The organism is Amycolatopsis sp. NPDC051045, assembly GCF_040682955.1.
In the GTDB taxonomy this organism is placed as follows: Bacteria; Actinomycetota; Actinomycetes; order Mycobacteriales; family Pseudonocardiaceae; genus Amycolatopsis.
On record NZ_JBFBCC010000002.1, the window covers coordinates 591,955 to 609,254 of the forward strand.

At 72.3% G+C, this 17,300-nt stretch carries 11 protein-coding genes; 7 read left to right on the plus strand and 4 right to left on the minus strand.

What is annotated here, in order from left to right:
- The first annotated feature begins 13 nt into the window (after positions 1-13).
- Both AB0M80_RS07010 and AB0M80_RS07015 read left to right on the plus strand, forming a co-directional pair.
- The gene (locus tag AB0M80_RS07010; protein ID WP_364560003.1) at positions 14-2,449 is read left to right on the plus strand and encodes an FAD-dependent oxidoreductase; all 2,436 of its coding nucleotides are present in this window, start codon (positions 14-16) and stop codon (positions 2,447-2,449) included.
- A 138-nt stretch (positions 2,450-2,587) separates the two neighbouring features.
- Positions 2,588-3,979, plus strand: coding sequence for a trypsin-like peptidase domain-containing protein (locus AB0M80_RS07015; protein WP_364560006.1), 1,392 nt, complete (start codon positions 2,588-2,590; stop codon positions 3,977-3,979).
- Between the two features lie 4 nt (positions 3,980-3,983).
- Here the strand turns inward: AB0M80_RS07015 and AB0M80_RS07020 are convergent, their stop codons facing one another.
- Positions 3,984-4,373, minus strand: a complete 390-nt coding sequence (locus AB0M80_RS07020) for a MarR family transcriptional regulator (RefSeq protein ID WP_364560009.1) — start codon at positions 4,371-4,373, stop codon at positions 3,984-3,986.
- A gap of 86 nt (positions 4,374-4,459) precedes the next feature.
- Here AB0M80_RS07020 and AB0M80_RS07025 point away from each other — a divergent pair, with 86 nt between their 5' ends.
- Complete coding sequence (locus AB0M80_RS07025) at positions 4,460-5,917, plus strand: MFS transporter (RefSeq protein ID WP_364560012.1); 1,458 nt, start codon at positions 4,460-4,462, stop codon at positions 5,915-5,917.
- 182 nt (positions 5,918-6,099) lie between these two features.
- Here the strand turns inward: AB0M80_RS07025 and AB0M80_RS07030 are convergent, their stop codons facing one another.
- On the minus strand, positions 6,100-6,555 hold the full coding sequence (locus tag AB0M80_RS07030; RefSeq protein ID WP_364560015.1) for a carboxymuconolactone decarboxylase family protein: 456 nt from the start codon (positions 6,553-6,555) through the stop codon (positions 6,100-6,102).
- A 47-nt stretch (positions 6,556-6,602) separates the two neighbouring features.
- Between AB0M80_RS07030 and AB0M80_RS07035 the strand changes: the two genes are divergently transcribed.
- The gene (locus AB0M80_RS07035) at positions 6,603-8,015 is read left to right on the plus strand and encodes a PLP-dependent aminotransferase family protein (protein ID WP_364560018.1); all 1,413 of its coding nucleotides are present in this window, start codon (positions 6,603-6,605) and stop codon (positions 8,013-8,015) included.
- A 68-nt stretch (positions 8,016-8,083) separates the two neighbouring features.
- Here the strand turns inward: AB0M80_RS07035 and AB0M80_RS07040 are convergent, their stop codons facing one another.
- A complete protein-coding gene (locus AB0M80_RS07040; RefSeq protein WP_364560021.1) occupies positions 8,084-8,884 on the minus strand; it encodes a hypothetical protein in 801 nt (266 codons plus the stop codon).
- A gap of 263 nt (positions 8,885-9,147) precedes the next feature.
- On the opposite strand from AB0M80_RS07040, the gene AB0M80_RS07045 reads away from it, so the two are divergent.
- Positions 9,148-10,728 carry a substrate-binding and VWA domain-containing protein gene (locus AB0M80_RS07045; protein ID WP_364560024.1) on the plus strand — a complete coding sequence of 527 codons (1,581 nt, stop codon included), beginning with the start codon at positions 9,148-9,150 and terminating at the stop codon, positions 10,726-10,728.
- Positions 10,729-12,486 carry a hypothetical protein gene (locus AB0M80_RS07050; RefSeq protein ID WP_364560027.1) on the plus strand — a complete coding sequence of 586 codons (1,758 nt, stop codon included), beginning with the start codon at positions 10,729-10,731 and terminating at the stop codon, positions 12,484-12,486.
- Here AB0M80_RS07050 and AB0M80_RS07055 read toward each other — a convergent pair.
- On the minus strand, positions 12,480-13,184 hold the full coding sequence (locus AB0M80_RS07055; protein ID WP_364560029.1) for a class I SAM-dependent methyltransferase: 705 nt from the start codon (positions 13,182-13,184) through the stop codon (positions 12,480-12,482). The genes AB0M80_RS07050 and AB0M80_RS07055 overlap by 7 nt on opposite strands.
- 84 nt (positions 13,185-13,268) lie before the next feature.
- On the opposite strand from AB0M80_RS07055, the gene AB0M80_RS07060 reads away from it, so the two are divergent.
- Positions 13,269-17,279, plus strand: coding sequence for an alpha-(1->3)-arabinofuranosyltransferase (locus AB0M80_RS07060; protein ID WP_364560032.1), 4,011 nt, complete (start codon positions 13,269-13,271; stop codon positions 17,277-17,279).
- The last annotated feature ends 21 nt before the right edge of the window (positions 17,280-17,300 follow it).

A 17,300-nucleotide genomic window follows, 5' to 3' on the forward strand; every position in this document is an offset into this window, starting at 1 on the left:
AAGGAGTTCCGCCATGACCGCACCGCGAGTCGTGATCATCGGCGCCGGCATCGTCGGCGCGAACCTGGCCGACGAGCTGACCGCCCGCGGCTGGACCGACGTCACCGTGCTCGACCGGGGCCCGCTGCCGCGCACCGGCGGGTCGACGTCCCACGCGCCCGGGCTGGTCTTCCAGACCAACGCTTCCAAGGCGATGACGGACTTCGCCCGCTACACCGTCGAGAAGTTCCGGAGCCTGGATTGCTTCCACCAGGTCGGCGGCATGGAGGTCGCGACCACCCCGGCCCGCTGGGCGGACCTCGGGCGCAAGCACGGCTGGGCGACGTCGTGGGGCGTCGAAGGATCGCTGATCGACGCCGACGAATGCGTCCGGCGCTGGCCGCTCCTGGACGGTTCCCGGATCTTCGGCGCCCTGCACGTCCCGACCGACGGGCTGGCGCAGGCCGCGAAAGCCGTCGAGGTGCTGGCCGCGCGGGCCACTTCACGCGGCGCCCGGTTCCTCGGGTCCACGAAGGTGACCGACGTCCTCCAGGAAGGCGGGCGCGTCACCGGCGTCCGGACCGACCAGGGCGACTTCCCGGCGGACGTCGTCGTTTCGTGCGCCGGGTTCTGGGGGCGCGAGATCGGCGCGATGGCGGGCATGGACGTCCCGCTGCTGCCGCTGGCGCACCAGTACGCGAAAACCGGGCAGGTCGCGGACCTGGTCGGGCGCAACTCCGAAGAGGTCGAGGCGAGCCTGCCGATCCTGCGCCACCAGGACCAGGACCTGTACTTCCGCGAGCACGTCGACCGGCTCGGCATCGGCTCCTACGCGCACCGGCCGATGCCGGTCGACGAGTCCACGTTGGACCCCACGGTGACCGGGACGGCCATGCCGTCGATGCTGCCGTTCACCGAGGACGACTTCGCGCCGTCGTGGGAACAGAGCAAGCTGCTGCTGCCGGCGCTGCGGCAGACCAAGGTCGAAGAAGGCTTCAACGGGATCTTCTCGTTCACCCCGGACGGCCAGTCGCTGGTCGGCGAATCGGCCGACGTCCGCGGGTTCTGGCTCGCCGAGGCGATCTGGGTGACGCACTCCGCGGGCATCGCGAAGGCCGTCGCGCAGCTGCTCGTCGACGGGCACTCGGAAGTCGACGTGCACGAGGTCGACGTCCACCGGTTCGAGGAGGTCCAGCTCGCGCCGTCGTACGTGCACGAGACGGCGCAGCAGAACTTCGTGGAGGTCTACGACATCCTGCACCCGTTGCAGCCCAAGCTTTCCCCGCGCGACCTGCGGGTGACGCCGTTCCACGCGCGGCAGCGCGAGCTGGGCGCGGTGTTCCTGGAGGCGGGCGGCTGGGAGCGGCCGCACTGGTTCGAGGCCAACGCACCGCTGCTGAAGGAGCTGCCGCACGACTGGCTGCCGCCCGCGCGGGATCCGTGGTCGGCGCAGTTCCATTCGCCGATCGCAGCGGCGGAGGCGTGGCACACGCGCAACGGTGTCGCGCTGTACGACATGACGCCGTTGAAGCGCGTGGAGATCAGCGGGCCGGGGGCACTGGCGTTCCTGCAGTCGCTGACCACCAACCAGCTCGACAAGCCGGTGGGCTCGGTGACGTACACGCTGATGCTCGATTCCGCGGGCGGCGTGCGCAGTGACATCACGGTCGCGCGGCTCGAGCCCGAGGTGTTCCAGGCCGGCATCAACGGCAACATCGACGTCGACCACTTCGTGAAGCACGCGCCTCCCGGAGTCCGGGTCCGGGACACCACCGGCGGGACGTGCTGCGTCGGCGTGTGGGGGCCGCTGGCGCGAGAGCTCGTCCAGCCGTTGAGCCGCGAAGACTTCTCGCACACCGGGTTGAAGTACTTCCGGGCGCGCCGGGCGCGGATCGCCGGGGTGCCGGTGGTCGCCATGCGACTGTCCTACGTGGGCGAACTCGGCTGGGAAATCTACACCAGCGCGGACAACGGCCTGCGGCTGTGGGACGCGCTGTGGGCGGCCGGGCAGCCGCTGGGGGTCGTCGCGGCCGGGCGGGCAGCGTTCAACAGCCTGCGGCTGGAGAAGGGCTACCGGCTGTGGGGCACGGACATGACCACCGAGCACGACCCGTACGAGGCCGGGCTGGCGTTCGCCGTGCGTCCGGCGAAGGGCCCGTTCACCGGGCGAGACGCCATCGAAGGCCGGAGCGAAGAGACGGCGTCGCGGCGGTTGCGGTGCCTGACGATCGACGACGGCCGCACGGTCGTGCTGGGCAAGGAACCGGTGTTCGTCGACGGGGTCGCTTCGGGATACGTCACGAGCGCCGCTTACGGGTACACCGTCGGCCGCCCGATCGCCTACGCGTGGCTGCCGGCGTCGGCGGAGATCGGCCGCAGCGTGGAGATCGAGTACTTCGGCCGCCGGGTACCGGCCACGGTGGCTGCCGAGCCGCTGGTCGACCCCGGCATGGACCGGATCCGGCGGTGAATCCCGGGTAACGTCGGCTCGTCCCGGCCGCGGTCGCGGGTACATCCACAGCAAGTCCATGGAATCGGGCAAGGAAATTCTCAGGAACGGGGGGTTTGCTGGTACGAGCCGGAGGCTGGTCGAGAGCTGGAGCTGGGCATGAGCGAGTACGACCGAGGACCGCAGGGCGGCGGCGAGTACCCGTACGGCTACGGCCAGGGCGGGTACCCGCAGGACCACTACGGCCAGGGCTACTACCAGCAGCCCTACGACCAGCGGCCTTACGACCAGCAGCCCTACGACCAGCGGCCCTACGACCAGCGGCCCTACGACCAGCAGCCCTACGACCAGCCCCGTGACCAGTGGGGCCGGCCGTACCCGCCGCAGCAGCCCCACACCCAGCCGATCTACGCCTACCCGCAGCCCGCCTACCGGCCACCGCCGCGCAAGCGGCACCCGCTTCGCGCGCTGACCGTCGCGGTCGTCGCGATCGCCTTGGCCGTGGTCGCCGGGCTCGGGGTCGGGCACCTGATCTCCGGGGCGACCGGCTCCACCGCGGGCGGCAACCAGAACTTCGGCTTCTCCGGGCCGCCGAGCGCGGCCAAGACGGTGCTCGACGTCGACGCCGTGTCGGCCAAGGTCAACCCGGCCATCGTGAACATCAACACCGAACTCGGGTTGCAGGGCGCGGCCGCGGCGGGCACCGGCATCGTGCTCACCCCCGACGGCGAGGTGCTGACCAACAACCACGTCGTCGCCGGCGCGACCAGCATCAAGGTCACCAGCATCGGTACCGGCGACACCTACCAGGCGGACGTGGTCGGCTACGACCGCTCCGAGGACGTCGCGGTCCTGCAGCTGAAGGGCGCGTCCGGGCTGCCGGCCGCGACCATCGGCGACTCGGCCAAGGTCAAGGTCGGCGACCAGATCCTCGGGCTCGGCAACGCCGGCGGCCGCGGCGGCGACCCGGTGCCCGCGCCGGGCACGGTGACGGCCCTGGACCAGTCGATCACCGCCTCGGACGAGTCCAGCGGGGCGTCCGAGCAGCTCACCGGGCTCATCCAGGTCCGGGCGAACATCGAGTCGGGTGACTCCGGCGGGCCGCTCGTCAACGCGGACGCCCAGGTCATCGGCGTCGACACCGCCGCGTCCACCGGGTACCAGCTGAACGGGCGCCGCAGCGGCGGCGCCGGCCAGGGCTTCGCCATCCCGATCAACCAGGCCGTCGACATCGCGCACCGGATCGTCGCGGGGCAGGCGTCCGACAAGATCCACATCGGGAAGACGGCGTTCATCGGCGTTTCGGTCTCGGACGGCCAGGGCGGCGCGAAGATCCGCGAGGTGGTCCAGCGCGGGCCGGCGCAGAAGGCGGGCCTCGCGGCCGGGGACGTGATCACGGCCATCGACGGCAAGCCGGTCGACTCCGCGACGACGTTGACGAACGTGATGGACACCCACCACCCGGGCGATCAGCTGACGCTGTCGGTGACCGACGCCGCCGGGGCGCAGCAGCAGATCCCGGTCAAGGCGATCGAAGGGCCCGTCGGCTGAGGCGTCAGCGCAGGGTTTCCGCCAGCACCTCGCGGTGCGTCCGCTTCGCCGCGAGGTAGCGCTCACGGCCGGCGTCGGTGAGCGTGACGAAGATGCCGCGCCGGTCCAGCTCGCACAGGGCGCGCTCGACCAGGCCCTCCTTCTCCAGGCGGGCGACCAGCCGGGACGTGGCGCTCTGGCTGAGGTGGATCGCGTCGGTGAGGTCGGCCGAGCGGCACTTGAAGTCGCAGGTCGCGAGCCGCTCCAGGGCTTCGAACTCGTTCGCGCCGATGCCGTGGCGCTCCTGCAGCCGGCACTCGAGCGCGCTGAACACGGCCGAGTAGCGGGCCAGCAGCTCGTGCCACTCCTGCACCAGGCCGTGCTCGTTCAAAGCCTGCTCGGCGACGTCGCTCACAGCGACCAACATAGCATGCACGGGCATCTGATGCAAACACATTAAATGCTTAGACATTAGATGCGTGTGCATGTAGTGTCGTCGCCATGAGTTCTTCCGTGTCCTTGTCCACCACCTCGACCCGGTGGGACGCACGTCTCTGGGGTGTCCTGCTCACCGTTTCGATCGTCATCGGTCTCGACGCGCTCGACGTGTCGATGGTCGGGGTCGCGCTCCCCGCCATCCAGGCCGACCTCGGCCTGTCCACCAACGCACTGCAATGGGTCGTCAGCGGCTACGTGCTCGGCTACGGCGGACTGCTGCTGCTCGGCGGCCGCACCGCCGACCTGCTCGGCCGCCGTCGCGTGTTCCTCGTCGCCGTCGCCGTGTTCGCGCTGGCTTCGCTGCTCGGCGGTCTCGTCGACGACGGCGCGCTGCTCATCGCGAGCCGGTTCATCAAGGGCCTGGCGGCCGCGTTCACGGCGCCGGCCGCGTTGTCCATCGTCACCACGACGTTCCAAGAGGGCCCGGCCCGCAACAAGGCGATCGGCATCTTCGCCGTGTTCGGCGCGAGCGGCTACTCGGCCGGCTTGGTGTTCTCCGGCCTGCTGACCGAGGTCGGCTGGCGCTGGACGTTCCTGCTGCCCGCCCCGATCGCGCTGGTCGCGCTGGTCGCGGCGTGGAAGCTGATCCCGTCCTACCGGCGCGAAGAGGGCCGCGGCTACGACTTCCCGGGCGCCGTCACCGGCGCCGCCGGCTCCCTGCTGCTGGTGTACGGCGTGGTCGAGGCGCCCGAGATCGGCTGGGCCGCACCGCGCACGCTGATCACGTTCGTCGTCGCTCTCGCCTTGCTGGTGACGTTCGTGGTCATCGAAAAGCGCAGCAGCCACCCGCTGCTGCGGCTGGGCATCCTCAAGTCCGGGCCGCTGGCCAGGGCCAACCTCGGCGGCGCGCTGTTCTTCGGCGCGTACATCGGGTTCCAGTTCGTCGTGATGCTGTACCTGCAGCGGGTGCTGGGCTGGTCCGCGCTGGAGACGGCCCTCGGCTTCCTGCCGGCGGCGCTGATCGTGGCGTTCGGTTCGCCGCGCATCGAGCCGCTGATCGACCGGGTGGGCACGCCCCGCACGATCTTCGCGGGCGTGGTCGCGCACGTCCTCGGGTACGCGCTGTTCCTGCGGATCGACGAGCACTCGGGCTACGCGGGCGCGGTCCTGCCCAGCATGATCCTGCTCGGCATCGGCTTCACGCTGGCGTTCTCGTCGCTCAACATCCAGGCCACGGCGGGCATCGCGGACGACGAGCAGGGCCTGGCCGGTGGTTTGCTGAACACGTCACTGCAGGTGGGCGGCGCGATCGGGCTGGCGGTGGTGACGGCGGTGCTGACCGCCAACGGCGGCGGTGAGGCCTCGCCGGCCGCGCTGCTGACCGGGTTGACGCCGGCGTTGACCGTGGTCACCGGGATCGCGGTGCTGGGCCTGCTGATCGCGATCAGCGGCCTGGTCGCCCGGAAGCGGGAAGCCGAGGAGCCGGTCGTCGAGGAGGACCTGCTCGCTCTCGCGGACTGATCCGGAACGCGGAAGAACCACCATCGCTGGGGATGGTGGTTCTTCCGCGTTCAGGCGGGGACGGCCGGGGGCTGCCGGGGGGCTGGTGAACCGCAGTGCCGCCAGCGCCGTAGCCCCGCACGCCCTGGAAGTACCCGGTCAGGATCAGCTGCGCGAACGCCGGCACGCGCCTGGACGGCGGGTCACCGGGCCACCCGCTCGTCCGTGCCCGGCACCTTCGCCGTCGTGATGGCGATGCGGTTCCAGGCGTTGATGGTGAAGATCAGCGCGAGCAGCTGGGCCAGTTCCCCTTCGCCGAACTGGCCGGCGGCGCGGGCGTAGACGTCGTCGGGGACGCCCCCCGGAATCAGCGTGACGGCTTCGGTCAGGGCCAGCGCGGCCTGCTCCTTCTCGCTGAAGAAGCGCGTGGCCTCGTGCCACACCGCGACCATGTGCAGCCGCTCCTCGCTTTCCCCGGCCTTGCGGGCGTCCGAGGTGTGCATGTGCAGGCAGTAGGCGCAGCGGTTGAGCTGGGACGCGCGGATCTGGACCAGCTCGACCAGCGCGGGGTCGAGCCCGGCGCGGGCTGCGGCGTCGAAGCCGATCAGGGCCTTGAAGGCCTTCGGGGCGGCTTTGGCGAAGTTCACTCGGTTCGTCATGTCCCAAAATCTAGGGCGCGGTTGACCCATGGGTAGGGTGCATTTCCGTGCCGGAATCTTGGGTCAATTCGGGGGAGCGGCTCGGGGCCGACCTGCACCTGGAGCTGTCGGGCCCAGGGGGCAAACGGGCCGCGCTCATCACCGCGCTGCGGGACGCCGTCCGCGCCGGACGGCTCGCGCCGGGCACCCGGCTGCCGCCCTACCGGTCGCTGGCGGCCGACCTCGGGCTGGCCCGCAACACCGTCGCCGACGCCTACGCCGAGCTGGTCGCCGAGGGCTGGCTCACCGCCGTCCAGGGCTCCGGCACGCGGGTCGCCGAGCGCACCGAGCCCCTGAACCCGGTCCGGACGCCGAAGAAGGCCCCGGGCGCGCCGGAACCGGTGTACAACCTCCGGCAGGGCCAGCCGGATCCGACGTCGTTCCCGCGCACCGAATGGCTCGCCGCCGCGCGCCGCGCGTTGACCGTGGCGCCCCACGACGCCTTCGGTCCCGGCGATCCGCGCGGCCGGCGAGAACTACGCGAGGCCTTGACGCAGTACCTCGCGCGCGTCCGCGGGGTGCGAACGTCACCGGAGCGGATCGTCGTGTGCTCCGGGGTCGCGCACGCGCTGCGGCTGCTGTTCCCGGCGGTGCTGCCGGGGCCGCTCGCCGTCGAGTCCTACGGCCTCGCGTTCCACCGCTCGATCTTCGCCGCCGCGAAGATCCGCACGATTCCCTTGGCCCTGGACGAAAACGGCGCGCGCGTCGAGGACCTGTCCGGGCCGGCCGTGCTGCTGACCCCCGCGCACCAGTTCCCGACCGGCGGTCCGCTGCACCACGACCGCCGCACCGCGGTCGTCGGGCACGTCCGGGCGACCGGCGGCGTGCTCGTCGAAGACGACTACGACGGCGACTTCCGCTACGACCGCAAGCCGGTCGGCGCGGTCCAGGGCCTCGACCCGGAGCACGTCGTCTACGCCGGTTCGGTCAGCAAGAGCCTGTCACCCGCGCTGCGCCTCGGCTGGCTGGTGCTGCCCGAGCGGCTCGTCGACCCCGTGCTCGCCGTGAAGGGCGAACGCGAGGCGTGGGCGGGCGTGCTCGACCAGCTCACCCTGGCCGAGTTCCTCGCCTCCGGCGCGTACGACCGGCACATCCGCCGGATGCGCCAGCGCTACCGCCGCCGGCGCGACCAGCTCGTGGCGGTGCTGGCCGAGCGGGCGCCGCACATCACGCCCACCGGGATCGCCGCCGGCCTGCACGCCGTGCTCCGCCTCCCGCCCGGCACCGAAAAAGCCGCGCTGAAGGCCGCGGCCTGGCAGGGACTCGCCCTGGACGGCCTGGCCGCCTTCCGGCACCCGGACAGCACGATGTCCACAATGGACGGACTGGTCGTCGGCTACGCGACACCGCCCGAACACGCCTACACAGCGGCCCTCGACGCCCTCTGCCGAGCCCTCCCACCCCCCGCTCAAGGTCCGTGAATGCCACCTTCACGGAATCAAGGTCCCTGAAGGTGGCATTCTCACGGACGTTCGAGGCGGGAGGGGGCCTACCCGACGATGTCGATCTCGAACGGCTCGGCCGCGCTGTAGTTGATGTCGGCCCACACCGCGCCCGGCAGGTCGTAGCGCCGGTGCGAAGTGAGCTTGGCGTTGTACCCGCCGGACTGGACCGGGTTGTGGCCGACGCCCTGGCGGTCGTTGCCCCAGGCGTAGATGTTGCCCACCCACATCGGCTTCGAGAAGCCGTCGCCGCCGAGCCGCGGCCGGATGACGACCGCCGCGCCGGGGCTGCCGGACAGGAACACCCGCACCGCGTTCTCCTCGGCGTTCGGCGGGGTGACGGTGATGCGCTCCATGATTTCCACTCCAGTCGAGGCGGGGTCGTGGTCGTCCACTCCAGGCCAGTAGTCGGCGACGGACGACACGTCGTAGCCCGGGGCGACGTTCCCCAGGTACTGCTTGGCGACGGCGCCCGCGGGGATGGCGGGATCGCCGTTGTAGTGGGCGATCCAGTAGTGCGGTTCGGCGACGCCGGCGGAGGAGAACGCCGCCCGCACCGACGGCCAGGTCGAAAGGTTGCAGTAGATCGTCGGATCCGCGCCCGCCGCGCGGCGCATCCGGACCCAGCCGGGCGCCTCGGCCGGGGTGGCGTCGCCGGGCTCGACGTCGAGGACGTGCCCGTCGTTCGTCCCGGCCTTCTTGACGATGGTGACCTTGACCGCCTCGGGAAAACGCGCCCAGTCCGCGGCCGACCACGGTTCCAGCTTGATCTTGTCGATGTACCCGGCGACCATCCGGGCGTCGGCGGGGATGTTCGCGGCCGTGACCGCGTCGTACATCGTGCGCACGGGTAGTCGTCTCCGTTCGGTGCCGTATCGCCGTTCCGGGGACGGCGAAATCTCATTCCGCGATCCGCCATCGTGCAGATACCCACGTGGGAAGGTCGTCAAGCGGGAAAAGGGAGGCCCGCATTGTCCGTCACCAAAATGGCCGCACCTCGCAATTCCTTCACCCCCGGCTCACGCGCCGATGGTGACGTTCCGCTTCCGGTACTGGCTTCCCGCTCACCCGGCTGGCAAGCTGCCAGCACCTGACGAGGGAAGGACGTGCATTGGCGGCACACCCGGCGCGGGCCCGGCGGATCGACGCACGGGTCGTCGTCCTGAGCGCGCTGCTCGTGGTCGCCCTGCTCGCCTGGGCCGGGGTCGACTACCTGAAGGACCGGCTGGCCGGCAGCGGCTGCGACACCACCACCCCGGTGCGGGTCACGGCCGCGCCGGACATCGCGCCGGTGCTCGCCACGCTCGCCCGGACCGTCCCCGAGCGGGACTGCTACACCGTCGAGGTCACCGCGAGCGCGTCGGCGGCCACCGCGGCCGCCCTCGAGGCCAACGGCGCGAACGGCCCGGACGTCTGGGTGCCCGAGTCGAGCACCTGGCTGCTGCAGGCCCGCGACGGCGGTGCGTGGAACCTCCCCGAGTCCGGCCAGCCGGTGGCGAGTTCGCCGGTGGTGCTGGCGCTGACCGACGACGTCGCGAAGCAGGCCGGCTGGCCGGGGAAGTCACCGTCCTGGTCGGACGTCCTCGCGGGAAGCCCGGTCGGGCTGCCCGACCCGGGCCGGGACCCGGCCGTCATCGCCGCGTTGATCGGCCTGCAGCAGCTGACCAAGGACGCGTCCGACCCGGCCGCGGCGTTCACCGAGGAGATCCGCAGGCTTTCGGCGGTGAAGGAGCCGTACACCGCGTGGCCGGCGTCGGAGCAGTCGGTGCTGACCCGCAAGCTCGTCGCCGCCTACCCGGCCGCCGGCGTGCCGAGCTTCGACTACCCGTACGTCGTGCTGCCGCGCGCTTCGGAGGCTTCGCGCTCGGCGGCCGAGCGGTTCCTGCGGCTCCTGCTCGACCAGACCGCCACCGGGACGTTCGCCGACGGCGGGTTCCGGACGCCGTCCGGGCACCTGCTCGGCAACCGGCCACCGGACACCCGCACGAACGCCGCACCGCGCCCGGCCGGGCCACCCACGCCCGAAGCGATGTACGGCGTGCTCCAGGCGTGGGCGGGGGCGAACCTCAGCGCCCGCGTCCAGGTGCTGCTCGACGTCTCCGGCTCGATGGCCGCCACCGTGCCCGGCACCGGCCGGAGCCGGATGGCGCTCACGCTCGAAGCCGCGACGCAGGGCCTCGGGCTGTTCAAGCCGACCACCGAGATCGGCCTCTGGCTGTTCTCGACCAAGCTGGACGGCGACAAGGACTACAAGGAACTGCTGCCGATGCGGCCGATCTCCCAGCAGCTCGCCGCGGGCGGGGTGGCGACGCTGCAGGCGGTCAAGCCCAAGCCCGGCGGCGCGACCGGGCTGTACGACTCGATCCTCGCCGCCTACCAGAACGCCCGGCAGAGCTGGCAGCTCGGCCGGATCAACGTCGTCGTCGTGCTCACCGACGGCCGCAACGAGGACGGCGACTCGATCGGGCTGCCCGGCCTGCTCGCCGAGCTGGGCCGGCTGCAGGACCCGCGGAAACCGCTGCCCGTGATCGGCATCGGCATCGGCCCGGACATCGATGCGAGCGAGCTGGAGCAGGTCTCGGCCGCGACCGGCGGCGAGTCCTTCACCACGCCCGACCCGCGCAAGATCTCCGACGTCTTCTACCAGGCACTGAGCAAGCTCATGTGCCAGCCGCCCGCCTGCAAGAAGTGAGTGAGGATCCCCGTGCTGCTGGAGACCGAGAAGCCCGCGCCACGGGCCCTGCGAAGACCGTCCACGTTGGTGCTCGCGGCGTTCGTCGCGGGCGTGGTGCCGTTCGCGTTGCACGCGTGGGCGGCGCTGCACGGGAGTTTCGCCCAGGACGACTTCGTCGTCACCTACCGGGCGGCCGCGGCCGGGCCGTTCGACCTCGGCTACCTGTTCCAGGACTACCACGGGCACCTGCAGCCCGGCGGCTTCTTCCTCGCCGCCGTGCTGACGTGGTGGGCGCCGCTGAACTTCGCGCTCTTGATGGCGCCGCTGCTGCTGATGCGGGCCCTCGCGACGGCGCTGTTCTGGTGCCTGCTGGTGCGCTGCTTCGGCCACCGCTGGGCGATCCTCGTGCCGTTCACCGTGTTCACGGCGTCGACGCTGCTGCTGGTCCCGACGCTGTGGTGGTCCTTCGGCATCCAGCTGGTGCCGGTGGTGCTGGCCGCCGCCGGCGCCCTGCACGCGCACGTCCGGTTCCTCGCCGTCGGCGGGCGCTGGTGGCTCGGCGCCTTCGCCTGGACGCTCTTCGGCCTGGCCTTCTACGAGAAGGCCGCGGTGATCCCGGTGCTGCTGGCCGGCGTGACCGTCCTGCTCGGCCGGTCGTTCCGCGAGCACGTCCGCTACTGGGCGGGCCACGCCGCGCTGCTGGCCGGGTTCGTGACCGTCTTCTTCGTGGTGACGTCGAGCCAGGTCGGGCAGGGTGCGCAGCCGATGTCGGCCGGCACCGTCGCCGATCTGACCGGCCGGATGGTCGGGGACACCCTGCTGCCCGGCCTGGTCGGCGGGCCGTGGTCCGGCGCCGGCGCGGGCGCGACCTGGACGCCGCTGCCGTTCGCGGTCGTCGTCTTGCTGCTGGCGGCCGCGGTGGCCGTGGTGATCGCCGGCGTGCGTGCCGGCGGGCGACGGGCGTGGGGTGCCTGGGCCCTGCTGGCCGCGGTGTTCGCCGTGGACGTCGCCCTGCTCGCGCTGACGCGGCTGAGCGAAGTCGGCCCGGGGGCGGGCGACGATCCCCGGTACGTCGCCGATCTGACGCCGGTGGCCGCCCTCTGCGCCGCGTTCGCCTTCCTGCCACCCGGCGGAATTGCGCCGTCCGGACGCAGACGTGAACGGCCGATCGCGCTCATCGCCTGCGTGCTGCTGCTCGTCAGTTCCGCGGTGGGTTTTTCGCGGCTCGCCCCGGCGCTGCGGTTCGCCCATTCCGGGCAGTACGTCGGCAATGTGCGCGCGGCCGTCGCGGAAGATCCCGGCTTGGTGTTCTACGACAATTTCGTGCCGTCCGATGTGGTGCACGAATGGTTCGGGGTGGACTCGCGCGCGTCCCGGGTGGTCGGCCTGCTGCCCGGCACGCACTTCGACGAGCCGGCGAGCCGGATGCACGTGCTCGACGCGACCGGCACCCCGCACCGGATCACCGGCGTGGAACCGGTTTCCCGCGGGGTGCCCGGCCCGGTCCCGAACTGCGGGTACACGATCGGGGAGACCCTGGTGCGCATTCCGCTGGACGCCCCGGTCCTCGGCCGGTACCTGCTCAAGCTCGACTACTTCACTTCGGACGGTGGCGAAGGGCTCGTCGAGCGGACGCCGGTGTGGTTCCAGGCCGGGCTGCACACGCTGTACCTGCCGGTGGACGGCCTGTTCGACCACATCGGCGTGCAGCTGTCGAGCCCGGGCGCACCGGTGTGCGTCGCGAAGGTCGAGGTCGGGAAGCCGGTGACTCAGTAGGGGTCGTACGGGCTGTCGTGGCCGGCCAGCCGGGCGAGCGGCCGCAACCGCAGGCGCAGCAGCACCTTGATCCCCACGTTCCGCAGGAACCACGGCAGCTGGGCCAGCACGCGCAACCGGTCGGCCGTGGCCGGGGGCGCCAGCCGGAACCGCGCCAGCGACGTGGCGCGGTCGACGTAGGTGTACCGGCGTCCGAAGAGGACCTTCGCGATCGTGCCGAGCGTGACGCCGATCGAGGAAAAGCAGTCGTGGACCAGGATTTCCGCACCCGGCGGCAGGTGCGCCGACCAGCGCAGGTCGTCGGTGTAGGTCCAGTAGTCGTGCTTGCCGTCGATGTAAAGCAGCTGTATGGGCCGGTCCCAGTGAGGGCGCAGTTCCGTGCTGTAACCGGCGACGAGCTCGACGACGTCGTCCAGCCCGGCCCGGCGGATGTTGCGCTCGAACAGCTGCCGCGTCGGCGATCCGCCGAACAGCCTGCCGTCGACGAACGGGTCGACCGCGATCACCGTGGCCCCGACCGTGCGGGCGGCGGCGCCCAGTACGATCGTGGACCGGCCTTGGTGGCTGCCGATTTCCAGGATGACGTCACCTTTTTCGAGGCGGCGCGCGGCCTGCCACAGCGCTTCGCCCTGCGCGCGCGTCATCCAGCCCTTGACCGGCTCGGCCAAGGTCCACGCGTCGGCGAAGCCGTCCGCCACCAGTTCGTCCGGAATGGCGCACCTGCCTGAGCTCGGGAAAATCGTCGGCACATCGTAGCCAGGTTTCGGCTTAGTATCTACCGGATGGTAACCAGCACCCGCGAACGGACCCGGGACGACGCCCCGCCTTCGGACCGCGACCGGACGTTCTCCCCGGGTGCGTTCGTCCGCCGGCCGAGCACCTGGATCGTGCTGGCGCTGACCACGTTGTCATTCCTGCAGATGCCGGGGAAGACGACGTTCGACACCAAGCTGGACCTCGCCGTCGACCCGCTCGCCTTCCTCGGCCGCGCCCTGCACCTGTGGAACCCGCAGGCGACGGCCGGAGAGCTGCAGAACCAGGCGTACGGCTACCTCTTCCCGATGGGCCCGTTCTTCGCGCTGTGCCAGGCCGCGGGCGTGCCCGCGTGGATCGCGCAACGGCTGTGGGGCGCGATCCTGCTTTCGGCCGCGTTCGGCGGCGCCCTGCTGCTGGTGCGGGCGATGAAGATCGGCACCGAGCGCACGCGGCTGATCGGCGCGCTCGGGTACGCGCTCGCGCCGCGCATGCTGACCGAAATCGGTGGCCTGTCCGCGGAAATGCTGCCCGCGGTGCTGCTGCCGTGGGTCCTGGTGCCGCTCGTGCGGGCCGGGGCGATCGGCTCGCCCCGGCGGGCCGCCGGGCTGTCCGCGCTGGCCGTGCTCTGCATGGGCGGCGTCAACGGCGCGATGGTCGTGATGGCCCTCGTCCTGCCGGGACTGTGGCTGCTGACCCGCCGCTGGACGCGGGCGCACGTCGAGCTGGTGCTGTGGTGGTTCGTCTTCGTCGTCGGGGCGACGCTGTGGTGGATCCTGCCGCTGCTGCTGCTCGGCGAGTACAGCCTGCCGTTCCTGGACTACATCGAGTCCGCGACGAACACCACCGCGCCGATGTCGCTGTTCGAGGTGCTGCGCGGGACCAACCAGTGGGTCGCGTACGTCGTGCAGGGGACGCCGTGGTGGCCCGGCGGCTGGTCGCTAATCGACAACCCGGTGCTGATGCTCGCGACCGGGCTCGTCGCCGGCGTCGGCCTGCTCGGGCTGACCCGGCGCGGCCTGCCGGAGCGGCGGTTCCTGGTGCTCGGCGTGGTGACCGGGCTGACCCTGCTGACCATCGGCTACGTCGGCACGCTCGACAGCCCGCTCGCCGAACAGGTCCGGCACCTGCTCGACGGGCCGCTCGCGCCGCTGCGCAACGTGCACAAGTTCGAGCCCGTGCTGCGGCTGCCGCTGATGCTGGCGTTCGTGCACGGCATCTCCAGCCCGGTGCGGTCGCCGCGGCGCTTCCTGCGGCCCGCGCTGGGCCTGCTGCTGGTGCTGGTGATGGCCGCGCCCGCGTGGCTGCTGAACCTGCGGTCCGGCCCGGGCTGGGACGAGGTGCCCGGCTACTGGTACGACGCGATGGGTTACGTCGCCAAGGCCGATCCGAACGCGCGGACGCTGCTGCTGCCGGCCACCGGGTTCGGCGAGTACGACTGGGGCCGCACGGTCGACGAGCCCGCGCAGGCGATCGCGAGGAGCCCGTGGGCGGTCCGCAACCAGGTGCCGCTGGGGTCCGAAGGGAACACGCGGCTGATGGACTCCGTGGACGCGGCCCTCGCCGACGGCCGCGGCGACCCCGGGCTCGCCGCGCTGCTCGCGCGCTCCGGGTACCGGTTCCTGCTGCTGCGCAAGGACATCGACCGCGAGCGGACCGCGGCTCCGCCCGTCGCAACCCTGCGCGCCGGGCTGGCCGGTTCGCCCGGCATCACCAAGGCGACGGAATTCGGCCCCCTCGAAGTCTACGAGGTCGCGCAGCCGGTGCCGCTCGCCACCGCGACGGCCACCAAGGACGTCCCGACGGTCAGCGGCGGCCCGGAGAACCTGCTGCCGCTGCTCGGCTCCGGCCAGCTCGACCCGGCGACCCCGACCGTGCTCACCGGCGACGGCGGCTCGCCCGGCGGCCCGCGGCTGGTGACCGACGGCCTGCGCCGGGCCGAGCGGAACGTCGGCGGCGTCCGCGACAACCTCAGCCAGACCCTGACCGCCGGCGAGGCCTACCGCCAGCAACGCGCGGCGGGTGACGTGCTGCCGTTCCCGGGCGCGGAGCACCAGACCGTGGCCGCCTACCGCGGCATCCGGTCGGTGACGGCGTCCACGGCGGCGTCGTTCGCCGACGCCTTCGGCGGGTCCGATCCGGGGCACCAGCCGTTCGCCGCGATCGACGGCGACCCGCGCACGGCGTGGCACTCGTCGTCGTTCACCGGGCCGATCGGCCAGTGGCTCGAGGTGGAGCTCGACACCCCGCGGCTGGTGAACTCGGTGGACCTGCAGATGGTGGACGACCTCCGGGTGGGCTGGCCGGCCACGCGGATCCGGATCACCACCGACAACGGCTCGGTCGACCAGCAGGTGATCCGCGGCGCCGGGCCGCACGACTACCCGGTGGCCGCCGGGGTCACGCGCAAGGTGCGGATCACGCTGCTGTCGCTGGTGGTCGGGCGGCAGGACGGGAACGTCGGCATCGCCGAGCTGAAGATCCCGGGCACCGAGCCGCAGCGTGCCCTGGAGGTGCCCGCGGACCTGCCGGCCGGCCCGGCGCCCGGGTTCGCGTTCACGCGCGGCGCGCAGCCGCGGTACGCGTGCCTGCCGGCCGAAGGCGCCGTGCGGTGCGACGCCTTCGCCGCCCGCGACGGCGAGGAGCCCGACGGGATCCGGCGGCTGTTCAGCACCCCGGCCGAGGAGACGTACCTGGTCGGCGGCTCGGTGCTGCCGGCGGGCGGCGGCAAGAACCCGGTGCAGCTGCCCGGGGTCACCGTGGCGTCGACGTCGCAGCTCGGCGGCGACCCGGCGGCGGGCGGGTTCGCGGCGGTGGACGGCGATCCGGGCACGACGTGGCGCCCCGACGTCACCGACCTGCGTCCGGCGCTGACCCTCGGGTGGCCGGCACCGAAGCGGATTTCCGGGCTGCGCATCGGGGTTTCCCCGGCCGGTGGGGCCGGCGCGCCCCGGCAGGTGGAGCTGACCGGCCGGTCGGGGACGCGGACGGTGCAGCTCGACGCGAACGGGTCCGCGTCCTTCGAACCCCTGGACACCGACCAGCTGCAGATCGTGCTGCCGGGCGACGACGACGATCCCGCGGCCCGCGCGGTGGTGGGCATCGGGAGCCTGGAGCTGTCCGGCACTCCCGGCTTGCTGCCCGGGCCGGATCCGGCGTTCACCGTGCCGTGCGGGTCGGGGCCGAACGTCCACCTCGACGGCCTGGACTACCGGACGTCGGTGCGGGGCACGCTCTCCGACATCACCGCGCACCGGCCGCTGGCGCTGGGGATGTGCCGGGACTCCGAGGGCGGCATCGCGCTGCCGGCGGGCGGGCACGAGCTGCGGACGGACCGGTCGGAGTCGTTCGTGGTCCAGGACCTGTGGCTGCGCCCGGCGCACGCCGCGGCCACGCCGCCGGCGCACCGCGCGGTGCAGGTGGGCGACTGGGACGCGACGTCGCGGTCGGTGACGGTGGGGCCGGGTGCGGAGGCGGTGCTGGCGGTCCCGGAGAACGCGAACGCGGGCTGGGAAGCCACTTTGGACGGTCAGCAGCTGACGCGCACCCGGGTGGACGGCTGGCAGCAGGCGTGGATCGTCCCGGCGGGCGCGGGCGGCGTGGTGTCCCTGTCGTTCACCCCCGACGCGCACTACCGCCTGAGCTTGCTGATCGGCGCGGCGGCGGTGCTGCTGCTCCTGGTGGGCGTGGCGTGGCCGGCCCACCGGCGGCGCTTCACGATCTCGGCGGGTGGCGGGGCCGTGGTGCCGGTGGTGCTGATCGGGCTGCTGGTGGCGCTGGGCGGGATGCTGCCGGTGGTGCTGCTGATCGCGTGTCTGCTGGCCCGCCAGTTCTCCGAGCGGGCCCCCCGGTACCTGGCGTTCGGCGGCATGGCGGTGGCGGCGGCCGTCTCGGTGACGGGCCGCATCCTGGGCCACGGCCAGGAGTGGGCCTACGGCCCGATAACCCAGGCGGCCCTCCTGCTGGCCGCGGCGGCCACGGTGGCCACGTGCGTGGACTGGTTCACCCGCAAGGAAAACCCCACAGAACCAACCCCGTAACCCCCGTGATCAGACCCGTAT